Genomic DNA, 20,866 nt, shown 5'->3' with positions numbered 1-20,866 from the left:
TTCTCCAAATTTGACAGAATTCATTTTATTGGGGTTATTTTTACGAAAGTGACACCATGATAAGGCACTTTAGTCTGGAAACTGCCGTCCACTTCTCCCAAGTCCTTCTGCCTCCATAAATCACGGACCATCGCCTTCCCCTCAATACCTAGCAGGTTCAAATCAAAGTCGAATTCATAGTCACGCATCTGCATGGATTCAGCATCATCTTGATCCCAAAGAATAAAATAAGGATCCACATGGAAGAACCCTACCGCATAAGAACCGTCATACAATTTCTTAGACCAGATCTGTCCGTTCTTGACAAGCATCTTTCTAGCCGGAGCCACCATCGGATCCTGACTGACCGCTATCACTTCATTGTTTGTCAGAAGATTCAGTGTGAAGTCATCCATATTTGCCATATCACAACCGATCAACAAAGGGGCAGAAAGAATGCACCACAAAGAGATGTGGGAATATTGCTCATCAGCTGTCAAGTAAGAATCATGCACCTTGCTTCCCCAGCCTTGCCCCAATTTGCCAACCACCAGCATGTCCGGATCATTGTTTCTACCTGGTGCCGTGGCATCTGTACACACATCCTGGAAGGTCCCAATCGCAGTCACCACATTCCATTCGTCAGTAATATCCCGTGTAGTACGCCACTGATTACCTCCTGCTTCAGCCGCCCAATTCCAGACATTGGGAGCGCCATAACCTACACAAAATACAATATCACGTTTTACCTTATCCAAAGCATTTCGCATAACGATATAAGGTTCCTGAATGGTCTCTTCTTTCGAATCCTTTTCAATATCCAGATAACCGCAATAGTCATACTTCAAGTAATCCACTCCCCAGCGTTCCCAAGTCCTGGCATCAATTTCCTCATGCTGATAACTGCCTACATGACCACCGCATGTGGTAGCACCCGGAGAAGAATAAATACCGAATTTCAGTCCTAATCCGTGGATATAATCGGTCAGAGCCTTGAAATCCGGGAATTTGTCATTAGAAAGGATTTCACCGCCTTTGGTACGTTCCGGTGCTTCCCATCCGTCATCAATGTTTATATATTCCCAACCGTACGCGTGCAATTTCTCACTCATCATGCGGGCAGCATCCCTCACTTTTTGGTCATCCACGGAAAGTCCCCAGCAATTCCAACTGTTCCATCCCATCGAAGGGGTCAAGGCTATCTCACCGCCCACCTTGACCGTCACTTCCTTTTCGGCAGTTCCCTTGCTGTTGGTTGCCTTCAGTAAAACATTATAATCACCTTCCTTCATTGCCTTACCCGTAAAACGGCCTGTCTTCTCGTCCAGTCTGACTCCTTCCGGAAGCCCCTTTGCCTCAAAGATCATCGGACGGTCACCTGTAGCCATTATGGACCACAAGAAAGGACTGCCCGGACGTACACCAAAAACCAGCGGGTTATTGATAACCGGAACCTCAGGAGCCGGCGGAGTCAAAATATACTTTTCTTTAGCGATGGGTTTTGCCCAAGCACGAACAGGCTTCACATCACCGCGAGTTTCTATCTTAACATTCAGCCAGTCCGCATGGTCATACATGATACCATCACCACACTCCTCTACAAGAAGCAAGACTTTATCGACCCCCTTCAGACTCACATTGAATTCTTTAACGGGATCCCCTTTCTTCATGACCCCACTTTTCCAAAGTTCCTTTTGATCACCGACTATTTTAAATTGAAGCTTGCCGGCAAACCTATTGTTATCGTCGGCACCAGCAAGTCCGGAAATAGACACAGCCTCACTCTTCAAGTCATACAGTATACGACTGATAGAATGTGCCCCCAAACCGCGCTCATAAACGATACCATTGACTGTCAATGGTGTAAGCACGACCGAACGGTTTATCTCAACAGTTCCCCAATCCTGCACATAGCATGAGTCTTGGCCAAGTTCATCCAGCCACACCTCTTTGACCGGAGCAGTATTACAAGACTGCAGGGCATATCCTCCTATGGCTAAAACAGCCCACACAGCCATACATCCTTTCAAATTCATATTGTTTATCAGATTTAGTAAATAGTATTACAAAACAAATTATATCAAAATATAAATGAGGACAGCAATATATATTACCTAATTACCGTCCTCACTACAAAATACAGATCAATCCCCTTTTTTGCAAATACGAATATTATCGAAAGCAAAATTGCGGGCTATTTCAGGATCTATTTTCAGAAGCATATTAAAATTAGTGTATGAACCCGGATAATAGTCTGGATAATCCACAGATTGGAATACATTCCACGGTAATGTAATGGTCTCCCACCGATTAAAGTTCTGGACATTGAAATCTGTTGCAATCCAATCACAAGGAGCTGCCGCCCAATAATGATAAATACTGAAACTTATTTTATCCTTGATGAACTGATTGGATGTACGGAACTCACATTTCACCACATAATCCTTGCATGACTCAAGTCCCAGCATATCCTCCGTATATTCAATGCCACCCCTTTCTGCAATATACCACCACCAAGGATCTACATATACAGAATTTTCATCAATTCTCAAAAAATTTCCGCTCAAACGCTGCGGATCCTTCTCATCGGTCACAACATTGGCTACATCGCTTGGCAACAGTTCATCAAAATCCATGATCATGAATTCACGGTCATAATAACGTCCCGGACAGACCGCCTCTACATTGTGCTTCAATCCCTTGACCTTGACACGGATATTCTTGTCCACATCAACCGGCACCTTGGCTGTCAGATAATTATTAGCAGACCGTATAACAGGGGAAACCTTTCCATTGAAATCAACAACCGCATTCAGTGAATCGATTTCATACAAATTGAAAAAATCTCCATAAATCATAATAGTATCGCCCGGTTTGGTATACTCATTGAACATACGCGTCAGTTTCAAATCGGGAGCCAAAGTCTTGAAAGGAAGTTCAAAACAGCCCGTTGAATTATAAATATAGATTTTATTGGTCTTATTAGTCGCCAATTTCACAGGAATTTTCATGAACAGAATGCTATTCTCGGTATATACCTCCTGCATATCAACCTTGACATCATCAATCAAAATAGAATCAATATTATGGGTGTCCAAACCTGTTCCATGGACAGCTATAAAATCACCCAAAGCAGCTTCAACAATCACTTTATCTAAATCTGCAATGGTAGTTATACTGGCCAATTTTATAGGAATAGCCGTTTCATCGTCATCAGAACAAGAAGTCCAAGACATTCCTATAAGAAGGGCACAAACAAAGTACATCTCCTTTAAACTTATTATCTTTTTCATTGTATTCTCCATTAATAATTAAACAATTACCATCCAGGATTATTTTTCTCAATATAAGGATTACCGTTAATTTCATCGGGTGGAAGAGGCATAAGCCAGTGTTTTTCTTCACGTCTCTTCAAATTACCATTCTCATCCATTCCAATGGCGTTCATTACAGGCAGATAAATACCCCAGCGGATCAAATCTGTACGGCGATTGCCCTCCACCGCAAACTCTTTAGCACGCTCTTCGAGGATAAACGAACGGAAAGTTTCCTTATCAAACGGCTTTTTCTTATGACGTTCACTCACCAATGTACTATTATTGCGCCTATTCAACATTTCCATCTTGGAGAATGCATCTTGAGTAGGGCCGTTCAATTCATTATCAGCTTCTGCATAAAGGAGCAACACTTCAGCATAACGCAAAAACGGCCAATTATAGTCTTTACGTGTACCATCAATTGTGCCCGTTACAGCCGTAAATTTAGTGAAACGAGAGCCAAAATATGCGCCATAAGCAGGCTGGTCTGTTTTCTGATAAGGCTCGATGCCTTCATATGGTGCTTCTTCACGATTCACATAGACACTATCTCTTAACGGATAGTAATACCAAGTATAAACTCCAGTTTCTGAATTGTAAGAACCAGGATAACGGTGTAGGATTCCCCAGGTAATGCGTTCATCATCCCAATCATCAAACATTTGTAGCCAATGGTCACGGTAGGTATAATACCCTTTACCCATCGTGCCATCATCATCCCAATACCCATAATAAGATTCACTTAAATAATTTCCAGACAAATTGTCTCCATCAGGATAAGTCTGAAGACAGAACAAGAATTCTGGACCATTCTTATTGGAAAGAGCCCACAAGTCTTTCTGGCTGGCAGCCAATGTACACTCACCTTCTGTTATTACCTCACCCGCCTTTTCTTTCGCCAATCTATAATATTCTTGTGAATCAAACTCCTCATAACCAGGAAGACGAATCTTATCATGCCAAATTTCCTGAGGCATTAGAGCAGACTCTGTACCATCAGGATTAGTCACTTTGCCGGGACCACCTTTGACCATAACCCTGCCACTCTCCATTGAAGCAGAACCAATCGTCGCATACACTAAAGCCAACAGTGATTTAGCAGAGGCACGAAAAACATGCCCTTTCTGATAATTGGCATCCGTACGAGGCATAAGCAAAGTTTCGGCTTCTTTTAGATTTGCAATAATATCTTCATATACCTCCTTAACAGAGGCTCTAGGCTGGTAAGTATCATTTCCCTCATTAATAGACGTTTTAAATATTGGAATAGGACCAAAGCGACGTACCAGCTCAAATTCGGCCCACGCTTTAAGGAACCGAAGTTCACCAAGAGCATTATTCTTCTCCTTTTCAGCCACATTAGTCATCGTACTTATCAAATAGTAATGATAGTTAGCACGATGAATGGCAGTCGAATAATATTCAAAAAGGTTATTAATACTACCATTGTTATAAAAGTTACCAGTTCCGGTTTCTTTAAAAGCCCAACCAGGACCTGTCTGATAATCATTATCATAATTAACCGCAGAGTCATAACTACCCCACTCAAACAACCAAGCCAATGGCTGATAAGCACCATTCACCAGCAGTTCATATTCACCGTCAGCAGCAAGATCCTCACCTGAAATAAATGTATATACTTCTTCATCCAATGAACAAGAAGTCATCAACATGGAACCCAAGCCCAATGTCATTAAAATATTCTTGATTTTCATACTAACATCAATTATTTAAAATCCAATTTGAATACCAAAGTTGAATGTGCGAGCACTCGGATAGGAAGCCATATCCACACCTCTACGTTTAGGGTCACTACCAAAAGAGTTCACATCAGGATCCATCCAACTATAACCAGAGATAGTGAACAAATTTGAGACACTGACTGCCAGATTGATACTTTCCACAAATTTGATAGGATGGCGGAAACGATAACTTAAGCTGACATTCTTACAACGTAGATAAGAACCGTCCTCAATGTAACGGTCAGAGGCCTTCATTGCACGTGTGCTGGTTCTACTGGCTCGTGGCCATTTAGCATTTGCCCTATTCTCTGCGGTCCAACGATTATTGTAAATAAAATAAGGCATATTATCCACACTGGCCATATCAAACTTCTTAAGATTGACATTAAGAATATCATTACCTTGTGTTCCCTGCAAAAAGAAACTGAATGTCCAGTTTTTCCATTCCAATGTATTGGTTATACCATATTGGAAATCGGGATTGGTGTCACCAATTATCTGGCGATCACGGTTGTCAATCACAGGATCCTCATCAAAATTCTTATATTTGACCTCCCCTACCATGCTCTTTACCTTAGAATCCGTTTCATTCCTATAATAAGGATCCGCACGTACCTCAGCCTCATTATCATAAAATCCATCTTCAACATAACCATACAACGTACCAATAGGCTCACCATTACGTACCAAAAACATATTTTCAATCCCCCAAGCAACATCCGAGTATTGATCTGAATCCAAGCCACCTACTTTATTGCGGTTAAAAGATATGTTAGCATCAATGCTCCACAAAAAATTGCGTACTTTGACAGGAATAAAATGTCCGGAAATTTCCAGACCTTTATTCGTCACATTCCCATAATTGGCCTGTATACGACTGAACCCGGAACTCATGGGGATAAGCTTGTCAAGCAACAAATCCTTTGTTTTCTTATAATAAGCGTCGACCGTCAAGTTTACACGACTATTCAAGAAAGCAATATCTAAACCCACATCGAACTGGTTGGTCGTCTCCCACTTCAAAAGAGTTGCAGCCGGACCGCCCCAACGGTCCTCAGCCATACCGCTCTGTAAAGAACCGCCCATGCCATAATCAGAAGTTACAAAGCGAGAACGGGTAGCATATGCACTGACACCTTGCCCTCCTGTCTGACCGGCACTGACACGCAGCTTTAAATTATCAAAAAAATTCAACCTTTTCAGAAAAGCTTCATCAGAAAGACGCCACGCAATGGCACCAGAATAGAAATTATCCCAACGATGTGATTCCGACAGTTTGCTAGATCCGTCACGGCGCATTGAAAATGTAAACAAATAACGGTCCAATAAATTATAATTAGCCCTAAACAAATAGGACATCAACTGAGATTTCCCTCTACTGCTCTCAATCCGGCGATCTTTAATACCGGCTTGAATCACATTGTCTTCATTCATGTCATTAGGGAAATTGGATGCCGCCATCCATTTACTGTGCCACATATATTTTTCATAAGTCATACCAAACATGGCATTAACAGCATGGATTCCAATTTTTTTATCAAAAGTCAATAGAGACTCTGTCGTGATACTTTCATAGGCGTCATCGGATTTCGTCGCATATCCATTAGTAGGAGAGATTCCGGAACCGGTCCAACGATTATTATAGGTATTACGTTCATAGTAACTGTAACCATAACCAAATTTTTGACGATATCTCAGCCAGTCAGTAAACTTCAGTTCACCAAAACTGGAAATAAAAACATTAAGTGTCTCCTGAATGTTCTTTTCCGTGTGTACAGTCAGATAGGGATTGGCTAAACCGGTAGAAAAATCTTCTGAGAAGCCTGAGTCTTTATCCGGATCAAACACAGGACGGGTCGGGTTGAATGAAATGGCAGCAGGAATCACACCATAAGTTTCACTATTAGTACGGGCAAAACGATTATCCGCTGTTGCGAAACTGATATTAGTACCTAACTCTAAAAAATCATTGATTTTACGGTTATTGTTAGCTCTTGCCGTATAACGCCTATAGTAAGAATTCACAATTACACCTTGCTGATCTGTATACCCGCCAGAATACATGTAGCTGCCTTTCTTATCACCACCTGATACGGTAACATTGTAATCCTGGCTAATTGCAGTCTGAAAGATCTGGTCTTGCCAGTTGGTTCCATAGAACATCTTTCCTTTATAATCAAAACCATTGCGGTAATCCCAAGGGCTGGGCTTATATTCCTTACCTACTACCACCATCTCACCTGTGATGGGATCGGGTTCCTTTATTTCAGACCAATATCCCTGCAATGGATATTCCAAAGAACTGTCAGCCTCCGAATAACCGTCATACAACAGCCCGTTCGTGATTCGTTCATTACGATATAAGGCATAGTCACATGCGTCAAGCACATCTATTCTCTTAACGGGATTGGAAATACTGAGATTGGCAGAGAGTTGAACTTTAGTCTTTCCCTCAGAACCTGATTTGGTAGTAATCAAAACAACCCCATTGGCTGCACGGGAACCATAAATGGCAGTAGCCGAAGCGTCCTTCAAAACCTCAATGGAGAGAATGTCCTGCGGACTGATGGTACTCAAGGGGTTATTACTTTGCTTCATGCCAAAGTCTGTAGAACGCCCTTCTCCCATGGAATACGGCATGCCGTCAACCACATACAAAGGTTCCGTACTGGTAGTAAATGAATTCGCACCACGGATCTGGATATTGATACCCGCACCAGGAGCACCGTCTGATTGAGACACATTTACACCTGCCATTTTTCCTTGCAGACCCTGGTTTATGCTCACAGGGTTGGTTTTTAGCAAGTCCTCACTTTTCAAGGATGATACAGCACCTGTAAGGTCACGTTTTTTCACACTGCCATAACCAATGACTACTGTTTCTTCCAGCATCTGGCTGTCCTCCGACAATGTCACGTTGACCGTATTTCTGCCCTTCACTGCGACCTCCTGTGTCCTGTAACCTATATAAGAGAATATCAATGTCGCATTTTTTGAGACACTGATCACATAGCGTCCATCGGCATTCGTGATAGTACCGTTCCTCTTGTCATTCTTGACACGCACGGTAACACCGATAACCGGTTCGCCCAGTTCGTCCAGAACAACTCCTGTTACTTTAGAAGCCTGGAACACCTCTGTGGTTTCGGCCTTCAGCCCGTTCGGCACAACCATCAGGACAACCAACAGTATGCCAACAATACATTTCATTGATGTGTGTAATCTTTTCATAGATTTTCTATTGATTAAATAATTAAATGAAGTTTTTCAATGCATTCAATGTCCGATTCCCATCTGTCAAGGATACGGCTCCATATAAACTAAACTCTAACAGCCCTAAACTACTTTAAAGACGGACAAACACATTAATACGATGGTACGAACTCACGCTTGGGCGGCTTCACTCCCCTATGATCCCCACGTAATAATCCCATTGCAATATCCTCTATCTGATTACTGGATTAATAAATATCTCATCCATATATACATTTTCCAAAGCATCAAAAGCAATCTTCACATAGCGCGCCCTTTCATCCAGATTCTCGAAGAACACCCCGTCAATCCAAGCATCATGCTTGTTGTTAGGAAAATACGGAGCATCCTTTATTGAAGCCAGATTATAAGTCTGGCCATCTTGAGAAGTGTAAACATAAACCTTCAAAGGAGCACCTATCTTTTCCTGATTATAGTTCAAAGTACGTACCAGCACCTTTCGAAGCGAAGTATTCTTTTGCAAATCAATCACTACCTCATGATGACCTTTTTCAAACCTTACCCAACGGCTGTCTCCACTATCCTCTTCGGCTACCCGACCATCTGCCAGTGCCTTCATGTCAGCCTTGCCAATCATTTCGGGGGTAGCAGAATTGCCCAATGCCTCAAGCAAAGCCGCTTCAAACAATTTCCAAAAAATGTCCCCTTCTTTCCATGCCATATAATTGTTGTACAAATCATTAGACCAAACCGGATGCCCCAATTGGTAGGAGGACTTCGGATCTTCAATAATTCCACCGAACATGAACGAAATAATCCTATCAACACCGGCTGCAGAAGCCGCTGCCTGCTGTGACAGCAAACGGGGATAAGCAGCCGGAATCAAAGCAGACTGGCGGTCATTGGTTCCTTCCTCCCAAGTAAAGGTCTCGCAGTTAGCCCACATCTCAATATTCAGACGGTTGTGTATATCGCGCATCCTTTGCCAGTTCTTTTTCAAACGAGGAAGGGTAAACTTGTCACGCACACATCCCACCTCATCTTGATAGGCAATGATATCCACTTTCAACTTTGCCATCTGCTTCTCAAAATCAGGATGGTCGAATTCAGACAAGCCAATCCCGTACGGAGATATCAAGGTCTTCTTTCCGGGAGTCAAGGACTTAGCCTTCTCTGTCAGTGTATTTACTGACTGCACAGCATGCTCTGCAAAAATGGGGCAAATACAATCTTCAACCGGAAGATACCAGCCATAGAAAGCCTTATGATTTTTATAGAGAGACGCAAGTTCTTCCATAATCTGAAGCTGGCGCTCCCTTATTGCCGGATCAAGCAGGTTGTCATCCTGGTCTTTTGCCCAACCCGTACTCATGAATACCTTCATATCATGTCTGGCCGCCTCGTCAAGAATCGCGTCAACGGGGCTTTGCAATTTATCATTATATACCCACGGCATCAACTTTGACGGATAATACGCTTTCCCTTCATTGGCAACCTCCATAAACACCAAATATTCAATCCCCATATTGGCCAATTCACGCACTTTAGCAGTCCATAATTTAGGATCCGTATTATCAAAATGTTGTGGATTAGTATACTTATTCCGTACGTCCTTGTAGGCCAAATTAATCCACGTACCTGTAATAGGCTGTATCACAGAAACCGATTTGACCATTTTTTCTTTTCGAGATTCGTCAGAGCCATTATTTCCTGCCCATACAGAAATTATTGGTAATGCAGCCAACAATCCCAACAGCCCCCACATTTTCATTTGTTTTTTTTGTCTCATAGTATATTATTTAAAAATAAAAAATTTAATTACCACCAGATACAATTATCAACCCCAAGCCTGAAAGGAAAAGTACCAGCATAAACGCAAGCAGCAAATTTATTGGCTTAGATGCGCCCTTGAATTCTTTCCAGATAAAAATCCCCCATAAGGCAGCAACCATAGTGGCACCTTGTCCCAAAGCATAGGAGACAGCCGCACCAGCTTTTCCCGCAGCAATATAACTACAAGCAGTCCCCAATGCCCAGATAGCCCCTCCCAGAATTCCAACCAGATGCGTCTTCATATTTCCACTGAAATAGTCACTATACGCCATCGGTTTGCCGACAAAGGGGTTCTTCATGACTAATGTATTGAAGAAGAAGTTGCTGACAAAAATACCCACTGCAAATACAAACAATGCTGAATAAGGAGTCATCATACCCGCAGTCGGCGCTTCCAGGTTTTCTAAATCCATAGCAGCCGCTACAAAACGATAGAAAAATGCCATCAATATGCCTGCACACACGGCTATGATAATCCCCTTTTTCCTCATTGCCTGGTCTGTTCCTCCTTTAGCAACTTTACCGGAAGCCATACCATTAAAAATAATAGCAAGCACAATCAGAAATACTCCAGAAAACAACACAGTTGCATCGCCTTTAGGGACGCTAAAGTAATTTATAAATACTCCTAATACCAGAGCTAATCCAACGCCTACGGGGAAAGCGACAGACATACCGGCCAATGACATGGAAGAAGACAGCAAGATATTGGATGCATTAAAAATGACACCTCCCAGAAACGCACTCCAGAAGTTTGAAGCATCAACCTGAAGCATATCATTAACAAAAGCTCTACCGGCATCCCCCGCACTCCCCAAAGTAAATCCCCATATCAAAGAGAAAAGAAGAATACCAACAACATAATCCCAATAAAAAAGTTCATATCGCCAGGTTTTCGCTGCCAGCTTTTGGGTATTTCCCCAAGAGCCCCAGCAAAGCATTGTAACCCAACAAAGAGCTACTGCCAATCCATAATTTTCAACTATATACATTACGACTGATTATTTATAGGTTAATTGATTGGGCTGGCCGGAATAAATTACCGCCTCACCTAAATAAACTTGTGCGTCTTTACGAGGATTCAACCATTTTAAAACAACCGTGTGCGCCGCATCAGGCAACTGGTATCTATGAAACAAATCAACCCTCCTATCGTCTATAGAAGTAGATTTTGCAACGGGAAGGTTGGCTGTTTCTACCAAAGAACCATCCACATACATCGCAACACTCGCAATATACGATTCATCAGAACATTTCACATATCCTTTCAAAACAAATCCGTTACCATCAAACATGAACTCTGAAGAATCCTGCAACAAAAAGTTAACAGCCTTCTTCTCTACCGGATAATGGCCTTCAAAAGCTTTCTCATACTTTACAGCAACCGGCTGTTGCGTTTTAATAACAACCTGCTCTCCCTGAATAGAGCCTCCTTCCTGCTCTATCACCTCCAAAGCCAGTTTCAAACTTAACTCATAAAGCTTATTCAGCGAAACTTCCGTATAGGCAAATGGGGTGTCCTCTACTTCATAAAGACTTTCTTTCCATAATTCCGGAATATTACTATATCCAAGCATTGTACCCAATATGCCGGCAGCAGTAGCCGCATTGCAATCAGAATCTTGTCCGCAACGTGCCGAAACATCAATTGTCCGATAAAAATCTTTCTTGCCATAAAGCAGCCCTATGGTCACATAGGCACTATTTATCTTTGCATCAATATCAAACGGAACAAAAACACCATCGGGGCAACCCACTTCCGAAGTCCACTTCTTCTGACATTCAAACCAAGTCTGTTTCCAGTCATCAGGGTATTTCCGATACCAACCAATCACATCTTTTATACAAGCATAAAAATCACTTTGCTCGGGAATTGTATTCAATGCCTCTTCTACCACATACTCCATATCGTCTGAAACAAAAGCCATGGAATACAGAGCTCCTACATACACACCACCATACCAGCCGTCGCCATACGTAAAGATATGGCCGATTTTATCTGAAATTTCAGAAGCGGTATTAGGCATGCCCGGTGACATTAGACCTGCAAAATCGGCTTCTATCTGATAGTCAATATCATCTGCATGAGGATTATTCAACCAGTGTCCGGACATGGGGGGCATAATGCCTTGCTTAATATTATACTTCGCAACTTGGTTGGCATGCCACAAAGGAAATCCAGCATCAGCAAACGAAACGGCAAAAGAATCGGCCGGTGCCTCTAAGCCCAAACGGTCGAACACATTCACAAATACAATATCCACATATATATCATCATACAATCCCGGAAATGTATCATAATAATATTTCACCCTATCTTTGGACCATTTTATGGGAGTATAGTCTTGAATCATAGTACCATTATGCAAGAATTCAACCGGTCCTCCATAAGTACAGCCAATAGTTTTTGCCGCCCAACCACCTTTCACTTTATCAGCCAATTGTTTTTTAGTCATAGAGACTTCATCCTGCACAACTGAAGTGGAAGAACCGCAGCCTGCACATAGTACAACGAAAATCCAAATAATAAAAGTTACATTCTTCATATTTATCAATTTTATAGTTGTCATTCAGCCTTTACTTTAGCGGATTCTTTGCCAATCACATTATAAACAGCCACTTCATAAGCATTATCTATTGTTCCTTCTGCATCAACAAAAGTCCTCGGAAGTTGTCCGTCACGTATTTGCAATTTCATAATCAACTGACCATCACGATAGATACTGTATCCGTCAACCGCTTTCACCTCATCAGGTATCCAACTGACTTCGATTCCCTTAGCCACCTTTCGTACAGCGGCACTCTTCACTCTCTCAGGAATATCCATTATAGGCAAACATCCCGTCCGGCAATATTGAAGATATGCCTGATGATACGCCGGATTGACTACAAACGGGCTATTGTAATGATTGTATGCAAAACAAATCAGGTTGCCGACATAACCATTTACAATCTCCAGCTGTTTTTGAACCCTTTCCAAAGGAGCACTAGTCCAAAAGCGCTGATCGAATGTCTCTACATTTCCCCAAAACTTCAGTCCAGGTTTAGTGTTGACAGCCTTCTTCAAACTAGAGAACCATTCCCACAAATTATCCAAATTCAGTCCACCTGCACCCACACAATCCTGAGGAGCGAATATATCTCCCGGACGGAAGTCGGTTTGCGCAAAGACGTTCGTCCACATCTTGCCATATTCTTCAGCATTTCCACCCACCTTGTAATTCATAAACGGAGACAACATAAGAGGCATTCCCGGAGCAATCTCGGAAAGATGGTTCAAATTCATATTCAATGCCTCTGCTAAAATTGATTGACGTTCAGAAGTCATACAATTCAAGTTGTCCACCTCCCAAACCCAATACCAGCCATGCATGGCATCCGGATACTTTTCTTTATACAAGGCAACAAGCTCATCTGCCACCTTATTACCCACTTCCATTTGTTCCAGCAACCAGTGAGCATCATAATCCACTTTCCACCAGCGTTCATTAAAGTTTAATCCTACAAATACTTTAATGCCATTTTTTTGTGCACTTTGCAAACACTTTTCAAGCGTTCTGCTGCCTTGCTTCTTCTTCGTCAGAGCAGACGGATAATTTGTAGTTGTTTTCCCTTTTTCATTCACCAGCAATGCAGGTGCATAAATCAGGTACTTCATGCCAGCTTCTTTCAGCATATCCATTTCCTGATTCCAACGTTCGTCGTCCCAATTTGTCACCAAAAACTCTTGCACAAAGGAACCACTGAAACGAGGAATATTACTGCCCTTGTTTTTCTGCTCAAATTGATAATGAAAATAGGTCCCTTTCAAATCTCTTATATAAGTATCAAAAACAGATTCATTTTCATGCAAATTAATGACACGTACCCCCCGGCTAAGCGTTTCATTATAGGCGGAAGGATAACCTGTCTTCCGGCCATAGGCCAAAGTTATGTTGCCGTCTAAATCAACCATATAGTCATTATTATGGTCATGACCTACAAACACCCCAATAACATCCCTCTTTTCTATAAATGAGGAGTACAACCCGGTATTCACACTTGGAGCACAAACACCCTCCTGCTTCTCGCCAAACTCCCGGCATGTCCACCTTGCCGTTTCATGCTCAGGCAGAGGAATATGGAAGAAAGCCAAGGAAGGCAATATGCGCTTGTTACGAGCAGTAACCAGACTGCTACTTTTTCTATACCACTCTATCTGGTCATGCTTAATCCAATCATAATAGCCAAAAGAACGATCTTTGGTATTATTGTGAGAATCGAAGAAATAGAGTACCCATTTTTCGGATGCAGCATCAGAAGAACGGACGGTCAACATGCAGTTGCCAGAGCCAGAAAGTCCTTTTTCAGCATCATAAGTCAGGTTATAAGGCCGTGTACACAGATAGTCCAATATCTGGGCATTGTTCATATCCGTTTCTTCATCATGATTGCCAAAGGTCACGACAAAAGGAGTTTGGGTTTCCCAAAATATTTTGGTCAATTTCTCCCATCCTTTCTTAGCATTCCAAGAAACTACTACATCACCTGTAAGAACAACCAAATCCGGATCTTCTATACGAATAACTTCACGAATCAAATGACAAGTGCTGTCATTCTTCAATTTATAAGAATCACTCTCTACCCAATGCAGGTCTGTCAACTGAACAATCTTGAACTTCCCGTCACGAAACTTCAAATCAGAAGCTTGAGAAAAAGCAGAGAGGCAAATAAAACAACAAACTAAATATAATAAAGATTTTTTCATTTTTTACGATCTGTTCTAAATGGAGCCAAAGGCAATCCGTTACTATCAAATAAATCAGGCATAGCATCATTGGAAAAACAATAACGTACTCCTACCGGTTCCTTCACCTTATCGGCAATGACACTTATATCTCCATTCTTTAATATAGAAGCCTTAGCCGGATGCAAATTGCCCTCTTTATCCACGACCTCAAAATGGCGAATGGCCTTATCCCTGCAAGCAAGTTTGCCAATAGCAGTCGTTGTTACAATTACTTTACGACCATCTACTCTAAAGGATTTTAGCATAGGCGAATACGGTTGTATATCCTCTTTATGATAACTATTTTTCAAAGCCATATCAGCCAATCGTTCTCCTACTTGTCTCTTCAGACTCGGATGAATATCTGTCAGGTCGTTTACCAAATCCCCCACCACAACCATGCCGGTATTTCTTAATGTAGCAGCCACATCGGCTTGTTGTTCACGCAAATACGCAGCATTTTTATCTGCATAGCCACTCCAGGGAGCTATCTGGACAAAATAGAAAGGCAGATAATGATGGAAAGCATTACGCCAGCCCCTAATCATAGCATCAAACATTACTCCATAATCCTGATGCCTTTCATTGTTAGCTTCTCCCTGATACCATATAACCCCGGCAATAGTGTAGTTTATAATGGGATGGATCATCGCATTGTAAAGAGAAGAATTAGCAGTCGGTGCCCATCCGGCAGTCAATGCTTTAGTCTTTTCTTCCAGTTTCTCATGGCGCAACGTAAATTCGTCAATCCAAGGCTCGATGGCAGTGCCACCCCAATAAGACCCTATCAACCCGACAGGAAGATTGCCCAACCCTTCATTCAACTTTTTCCCAAAGCAAAAAGCCACTACGCTAAAGTCTTCTGCAGTTTCGGGGGAACAGATTTCCCACTTTCCCTGAATTCTCTCAACCGGATATGCGGAGGATGACTTAGCCACCTTGAAAAAACGAATCTTTTTATTGTCAAACAGTGTACTTCTATCGGTGATGTCATCCACACGCCACTTAAAGCAATACTCCATATTTGACTGACCGGAACAAAGCCAAGTCTCTCCCATCAGAATGTCTTTCACCTCTGCACAAAGTTTACCTTCCCAACCATAAAACTGAATGGTGTACGGTCCTTCAGCCTTGGGGGTGTTTACATAAGTTTCCCAATATTTATATTTATCAGAAGATACATGAACCGTGTCATTGGGAGCCCAGCTGCACACAATCTTCAAATCCCAAACACTGGGGCACCATCCCCAAAGCTTCACTTCGGCATCGCGTTGCATCACCGCATGATCACTTATTATAGATGGAAGGACAAAATCAGCAGGATCTTGTGCCGCCAATTTGGTAAATCCCAACAGAGAAACTAAAAAATATACAATTCTTTTCATATCCTATTCATTTAAAATTTTGCCTGTTATACCAATCCATATATTGATTATATAACCTTACCGTCTCTCCTCTCAAGCCGGCATGAGCCTTAGATCCGGGCTTATTCATGATCCCAAGATACTGGTAAACCAAAATTTTGTCCACGAAAGGTGAAATAGCTTCCATTTGATGGATGATCCTATTGTCAAAGTCTGCCGGAAGCAAACTGCCATGAGTGGTCTGTTCAAAGTAAAACAACTCCATGTCAGCCCATATTCTGGAACGTCCTGCCTTTTGATGCGCTCTCGACAAATTCTCGTAATAACGGGCAGAGTCTTCCAACCTGGTTGAACCGACTCCCACTCCATCCTGATAGGCCACGATTTCCACATTAAGTTGTTCAAGCTGCCTCACAAAATAATCATCACATTTTTCTTTCTTTATATTGTATGGAGCAATTATATTCACACAGTTAGCATTCAATGACTTGGCCACTTGCGCGCACTCATTGACATAAGGTATCACAAAATCGCAAAAATAGGGATCCAACCATGACTCATTAGGAAAATACCACCCATAAAAACTCTGGTGATGCCCATATTTCTTATAGATTTCTTCCATCGATTGATTCCTTTTCTTACCCAGTTCTCTATCTGTCATCATCCGATGAGCATCAAGATCTGGCCCCCAATAATCATTGCTCACGAAGAACTTCACACCAAACTCATCTGCCGCTGAAAGCACTGTTTCAATAGGATCCTCACAACCCATTTCAAACTTGGGAGCCAATTTCGTATCAAAAAAGGCTTTGCCGTGAGCAGCTACATTCATCATCACCAAATATTCCATACCGGTCTCACTGATTTCACGAATCTTTTCCCTCCATTGGGCAGCAGTAAACTGTCTTAAATCTTTGTCCCAATATACTCCTTCTTTGCCTCCCGGATGCTGAAATTCAAACCAAGAGCCGGAAATAGGCTTTATATTCGGATTGGCAGCCGCTTGCTTTAAAATATCCGCTTGAGCTACTCCCGGCAGAGCCAAACCAACTGCTCCCAAACCTAACATTGACAAAAAATGACGTCTATCCACAATATTCCTCTTTTAACAGATTAAACTAAATTATTTATATCCAACTCTTTCCGATAAGGGATAGATGATTGAGCGCCCATTCTTGTAACAGAAATAGAAGAAGCTTTTGATGCAAACAATACAGCTTGCTCCAAACTCATCCCTTCGGAAACACCCACGCAAACAGCTCCATTGAAAGTGTCTCCTGCAGCCGTAGTATCAACCGGAACCACTTTGCAAGCATCTATATAACAAGTTTTTTCTCCTTCTCTTACAAAGCTTCCTTCGCCACCTAAGGTTATTATTATATTTTTCACACCTTTCCGATACAAAACATCGGCCGCCACAGCCACGTCTTTTTTGCTGTTTATCTTGACTCCGGTCAGCATTTCAGCCTCTATCCGATTGGGAGTTATCATATATAGATGTTGGAACAAAGATTCCGGCAAAGAACAAGCAGGAGCAGGATTCAATACAACTTTCACTCCCTTTTCATAAGCCTTCTGTGCAGCATATTCTACAGTTGGAAGGGGAATTTCCAGTTGCATCAATAATACATCTCCAGTCAGCATCTCCTTCTCCATACTGTCAATGTCTCCTTGTCCAAGTGACATATTAGCTCCTGAAGCCACAACAATACAATTTTCCGCATGCTGGTCCACGCTTATCAACGCAACTCCGGATGGGGTCTCCTTATCCAAAGCAATATAGTTTGTTGCTATGCCTTCATTTTGAAAAACACGCAAGGCCTGCTGTCCCAAAATATCATCACCCAATTTCGCTACAAATAACAAGTCACCACCCAACCGCTTCACTGCAACCGCTTGATTTGCTCCTTTACCCCCCTGATTCATAAGAAACTTACCACCAAGGATAGTCTCTCCCGGTACTGGCAAATGAGAGGTATGCACTACCATATCTGTATTCGAACTGCCTACTACTATGATTTTGCTCATACAGATTCTATTTATGAATTTGCTATTTCCTCTAAAACGGTCCAACACTGATACAATCCTCTGGGAACATGGAAACATCCTTTCCATTTTCCACCTTTCAGCGGAAGCAAAACTTCACCTCTTCTATTCAGGTATCCAAACCATTCAGGATATTCGGTATCTTTAAAATGAGTCCATGTATAATCATGCACTTTATTAAACCACTCCAGACATTGCCGGTCGCCCGTCAAATGATACCCTTTCAATAGAGAAATCAGAGTCTCGATATGTACCCACCAAAGCTTCTGATCCCATTCCAATTGCTGAGGAGGACAACCTTTACGATCCATAAAATAATAAATGCCCCCGAACTCTTTATCCCATCCATAATCGAGCATAGTTAAAGTGGTATTTTTCGCCTTTTCTATCAAGTCCAAACGCCCCAAACGTTTCCCTAAATCCATGATAAACCACATGGCTTCAATTGCATGCCCGGGAGTAACCTGCCTTCCCTCGAACGAATCGGAAAGCTGTCCGTCCATTTGTATATTTTCAACAATAAGCCCCCCCAATTCCGGACGATAAAATTCTTCCATAACCTCATGAATACAGACTTCCATGGTCTTTTCCAGATAATCCGCATCCAGCAAATGTTCTATCTCCAAAGCCAAATTGCATAAAATCATCGGCAATGCAAAGTTCTTCAAGTCACGCGTACCTGTATGCAACTTATTCCAGTGCCCTTTAGGATTATCAACCTTCGACAAGATTATATCAAACGTTTTCTTGGCAATCTCCGCATACTCTTCATTGCCTGTAGCCAAGCTTAACTGTCCAAATGCCATCGTAGCAAACGTATATGAAAAAATATTATAAGGATCGACCAATGGATTTCCTTGTCTGTCCAATGAGAAATACCAGTTATAGTTACCATCGTGACCATACTTTTTCAAGAATTCTCCTCCTTGAATGGCGCAATCTAACCACTCTTGACGCTTCTCGACCTTATTATAAAGCATCGAAAACATCCACACCTCGCGTCCCTGCAACCAAATAAATTTATCCGTATCAAATACATTACCTTGACGATCCAAGCATGTAAAATATCCACCATATTCATGATCTTGAGAACATTCAAGCCAAAAAGGAAGAATATGATTCATCAGTTCATCCTTATACTGTGTTGCTAATTTTTTAAAGTCCATAATTTTTTATATTTTAGTTCATAAGGTCAATTTATTTCATACGCGTCCAATACCGTTCTATCTCTTCCAAAGATTTGCCAGTCGTTTCCGGTACAAGTTTCCATACAATGAGCATATAAGGCACACACATTGCAGCAAACAAGAAAAATGTTCCAGCGGGGGTAAGATTCTGGAGCATCCAAGGAGTCAACTGTCCAATCAAGTATGTTCCAATCCAAAGAGAAAATCCAGCTATGGACATAGCCAAACCACGTACTTTGGTAGGATACATTTCTGAAAGAAGCACAAATATCACTGCACAAATAGACACGGCACAACAAAACACATAAGACAAAAAGAAAACAAGCAGGAACAGGCTCGAAATGCCCCATGATTTTCCAGCAATAAAATAGAAGCCTATCAATACCAATGAAAGGATCATACCTGAAACGCCATAATACACCAGCTTCTTACGGCCTACTCTATCAATAATGACAAGAGCCAGCACAGTAGTCAAGGTATTGACCAGCCCCACCAACACTTGATATAACAAGGAATCACCACCCGAAAGGCCAGCCCCTTCAAATATAGAAGGACCGTAATACAAGACCGCATTCACACCCATGAACTGTCCCAGCATGGCAATGGCAACACCGATTATTACAGCCTTCAGAATACCGGGCTGCAACAACAACACCCATTCAGACCTGACCTCTGATACAATCACCGATTTGGTCTCGTTCATCTGGATCATAGCCTCCTCGCCCGAGTTGTAGATTCGTTGCAATATACGGAGGCCGCGTTCTTCCCTGCCCTTCAAGATCAACCAACGGGGACTTTCGGGAATGAAGAAAATAACGGCAAAGAACAAAAGTGCCGGCAATGTCTCCATACCCAACATGCCCCTCCACACCTCAGAAATAAAGAGCTTCTCAAACAGCCCCGTGCCAGAAGCCACATGACTTTCCGAGTACCCAAGCAATTGGAAATTCACCAGATAGGCGCCCAAAAAACCTACCGTGACAGCCAATTGATACAAAGAGACCAAACGGCCTCTGTATTGAGCCACGGAGACTTCCGATATATATAAGGGAGAGATGATAGAGACAACACCAATACCCACACCACCAATAATACGGTACAGAACCAACTCATCAAAATCCGTACAAACAGCACAACCTATAGCTGAAGTGGAAAACAGCACAGCGGAAAGAATCATCGTCAGTTTACGGCCAAACCGATCACTCAACACACCGGCCAAAAGCACACCAGCAATAGATCCTATCAATGCGCAACCGACATACCAGCCTTGCTGCAACGCATCCAAGTGAAAAAGTGCGGTCACCTGGGCAATGGTTCCTGAAATCACAGCAGTATCATAGCCGAAAAGGAAACCTCCCAAGGCTGCAACAAAGGAAAGGAACACCAGATATCCGATATTTACATTTGTCTTCATCAT

General features: G+C 42.1%; 13 protein-coding genes. All 13 read right to left on the bottom strand.

Annotation, left to right across the window (positions count from 1 at the left end; all coding sequences use genetic code 11):
• Positions 1–20: 20 nt before the first annotated feature.
• The 13 genes from JXR92_RS09890 to JXR92_RS09830 all read right to left on the bottom strand — a co-directional run bounded on the left by JXR92_RS09890 (position 21) and on the right by JXR92_RS09830 (position 20,863).
• Positions 21–2,015: an NPCBM/NEW2 domain-containing protein gene (locus tag JXR92_RS09890; RefSeq protein ID WP_138345735.1), complete on the bottom strand. Its 1,995-nt coding sequence runs from the start codon at positions 2,013–2,015 to the stop codon at positions 21–23.
• A 108-nt stretch (positions 2,016–2,123) separates the two neighbouring features.
• Positions 2,124–3,272, bottom strand: coding sequence for a glycan-binding surface protein (locus tag JXR92_RS09885; protein WP_117600981.1), 1,149 nt, complete (start codon positions 3,270–3,272; stop codon positions 2,124–2,126).
• Between the two features lie 26 nt (positions 3,273–3,298).
• Entirely contained in the window at positions 3,299–5,011 is a 1,713-nt protein-coding gene (locus tag JXR92_RS09880; RefSeq protein ID WP_117600968.1) for a RagB/SusD family nutrient uptake outer membrane protein, read from the bottom strand.
• 15 nt (positions 5,012–5,026) lie between these two features.
• Positions 5,027–8,269, bottom strand: a complete 3,243-nt coding sequence (locus JXR92_RS09875; RefSeq protein WP_117600969.1) for a SusC/RagA family TonB-linked outer membrane protein — start codon at positions 8,267–8,269, stop codon at positions 5,027–5,029.
• Between the two features lie 214 nt (positions 8,270–8,483).
• Positions 8,484–10,040 carry a DUF4434 domain-containing protein gene (locus JXR92_RS09870; protein WP_165491394.1) on the bottom strand — a complete coding sequence of 519 codons (1,557 nt, stop codon included), beginning with the start codon at positions 10,038–10,040 and terminating at the stop codon, positions 8,484–8,486.
• Positions 10,041–10,065: 25 nt separating this feature from the next.
• Positions 10,066–11,076 (bottom strand): GRP family sugar transporter, encoded by a 1,011-nt coding sequence (locus JXR92_RS09865; RefSeq protein WP_117600970.1) that lies wholly within the window; start codon positions 11,074–11,076, stop codon positions 10,066–10,068.
• Between the two features lie 9 nt (positions 11,077–11,085).
• Positions 11,086–12,630, bottom strand: a complete 1,545-nt coding sequence (locus JXR92_RS09860; protein ID WP_117600983.1) for an ADP-ribosylglycohydrolase family protein — start codon at positions 12,628–12,630, stop codon at positions 11,086–11,088.
• A 20-nt stretch (positions 12,631–12,650) separates the two neighbouring features.
• A complete protein-coding gene (locus tag JXR92_RS09855; protein ID WP_138345737.1) occupies positions 12,651–14,831 on the bottom strand; it encodes a DUF4434 domain-containing protein in 2,181 nt (726 codons plus the stop codon).
• Entirely contained in the window at positions 14,828–16,237 is a 1,410-nt protein-coding gene (locus JXR92_RS09850) for a sialate O-acetylesterase (RefSeq protein WP_119961987.1), read from the bottom strand. Before JXR92_RS09850 ends, JXR92_RS09855 begins: the two co-directional genes overlap by 4 nt.
• Before the next feature lie 7 nt (positions 16,238–16,244).
• On the bottom strand, positions 16,245–17,309 hold the full coding sequence (locus JXR92_RS09845) for a DUF4434 domain-containing protein (protein WP_117600973.1): 1,065 nt from the start codon (positions 17,307–17,309) through the stop codon (positions 16,245–16,247).
• Positions 17,310–17,329: 20 nt separating this feature from the next.
• Positions 17,330–18,244, bottom strand: coding sequence for a ribokinase (rbsK, locus tag JXR92_RS09840; protein WP_117600974.1), 915 nt, complete (start codon positions 18,242–18,244; stop codon positions 17,330–17,332).
• A gap of 11 nt (positions 18,245–18,255) precedes the next feature.
• The gene (locus JXR92_RS09835) at positions 18,256–19,428 is read right to left on the bottom strand and encodes a n-acyl-d-glucosamine 2-epimerase (RefSeq protein ID WP_117600975.1); all 1,173 of its coding nucleotides are present in this window, start codon (positions 19,426–19,428) and stop codon (positions 18,256–18,258) included.
• Between the two features lie 31 nt (positions 19,429–19,459).
• On the bottom strand, positions 19,460–20,863 hold the full coding sequence (locus tag JXR92_RS09830; RefSeq protein WP_117600984.1) for a sugar porter family MFS transporter: 1,404 nt from the start codon (positions 20,861–20,863) through the stop codon (positions 19,460–19,462).
• Positions 20,864–20,866 lie beyond the last annotated feature (3 nt).

It is taken from the genome of Bacteroides parvus (assembly GCF_017309675.2).
Taxonomy (GTDB): domain Bacteria; phylum Bacteroidota; class Bacteroidia; order Bacteroidales; family Bacteroidaceae; genus Bacteroides; species Bacteroides uniformis.
The sequence above is the reverse complement of the archived record's forward strand: the minus strand, read 5'-3'. Positions and strand labels throughout refer to the sequence as shown.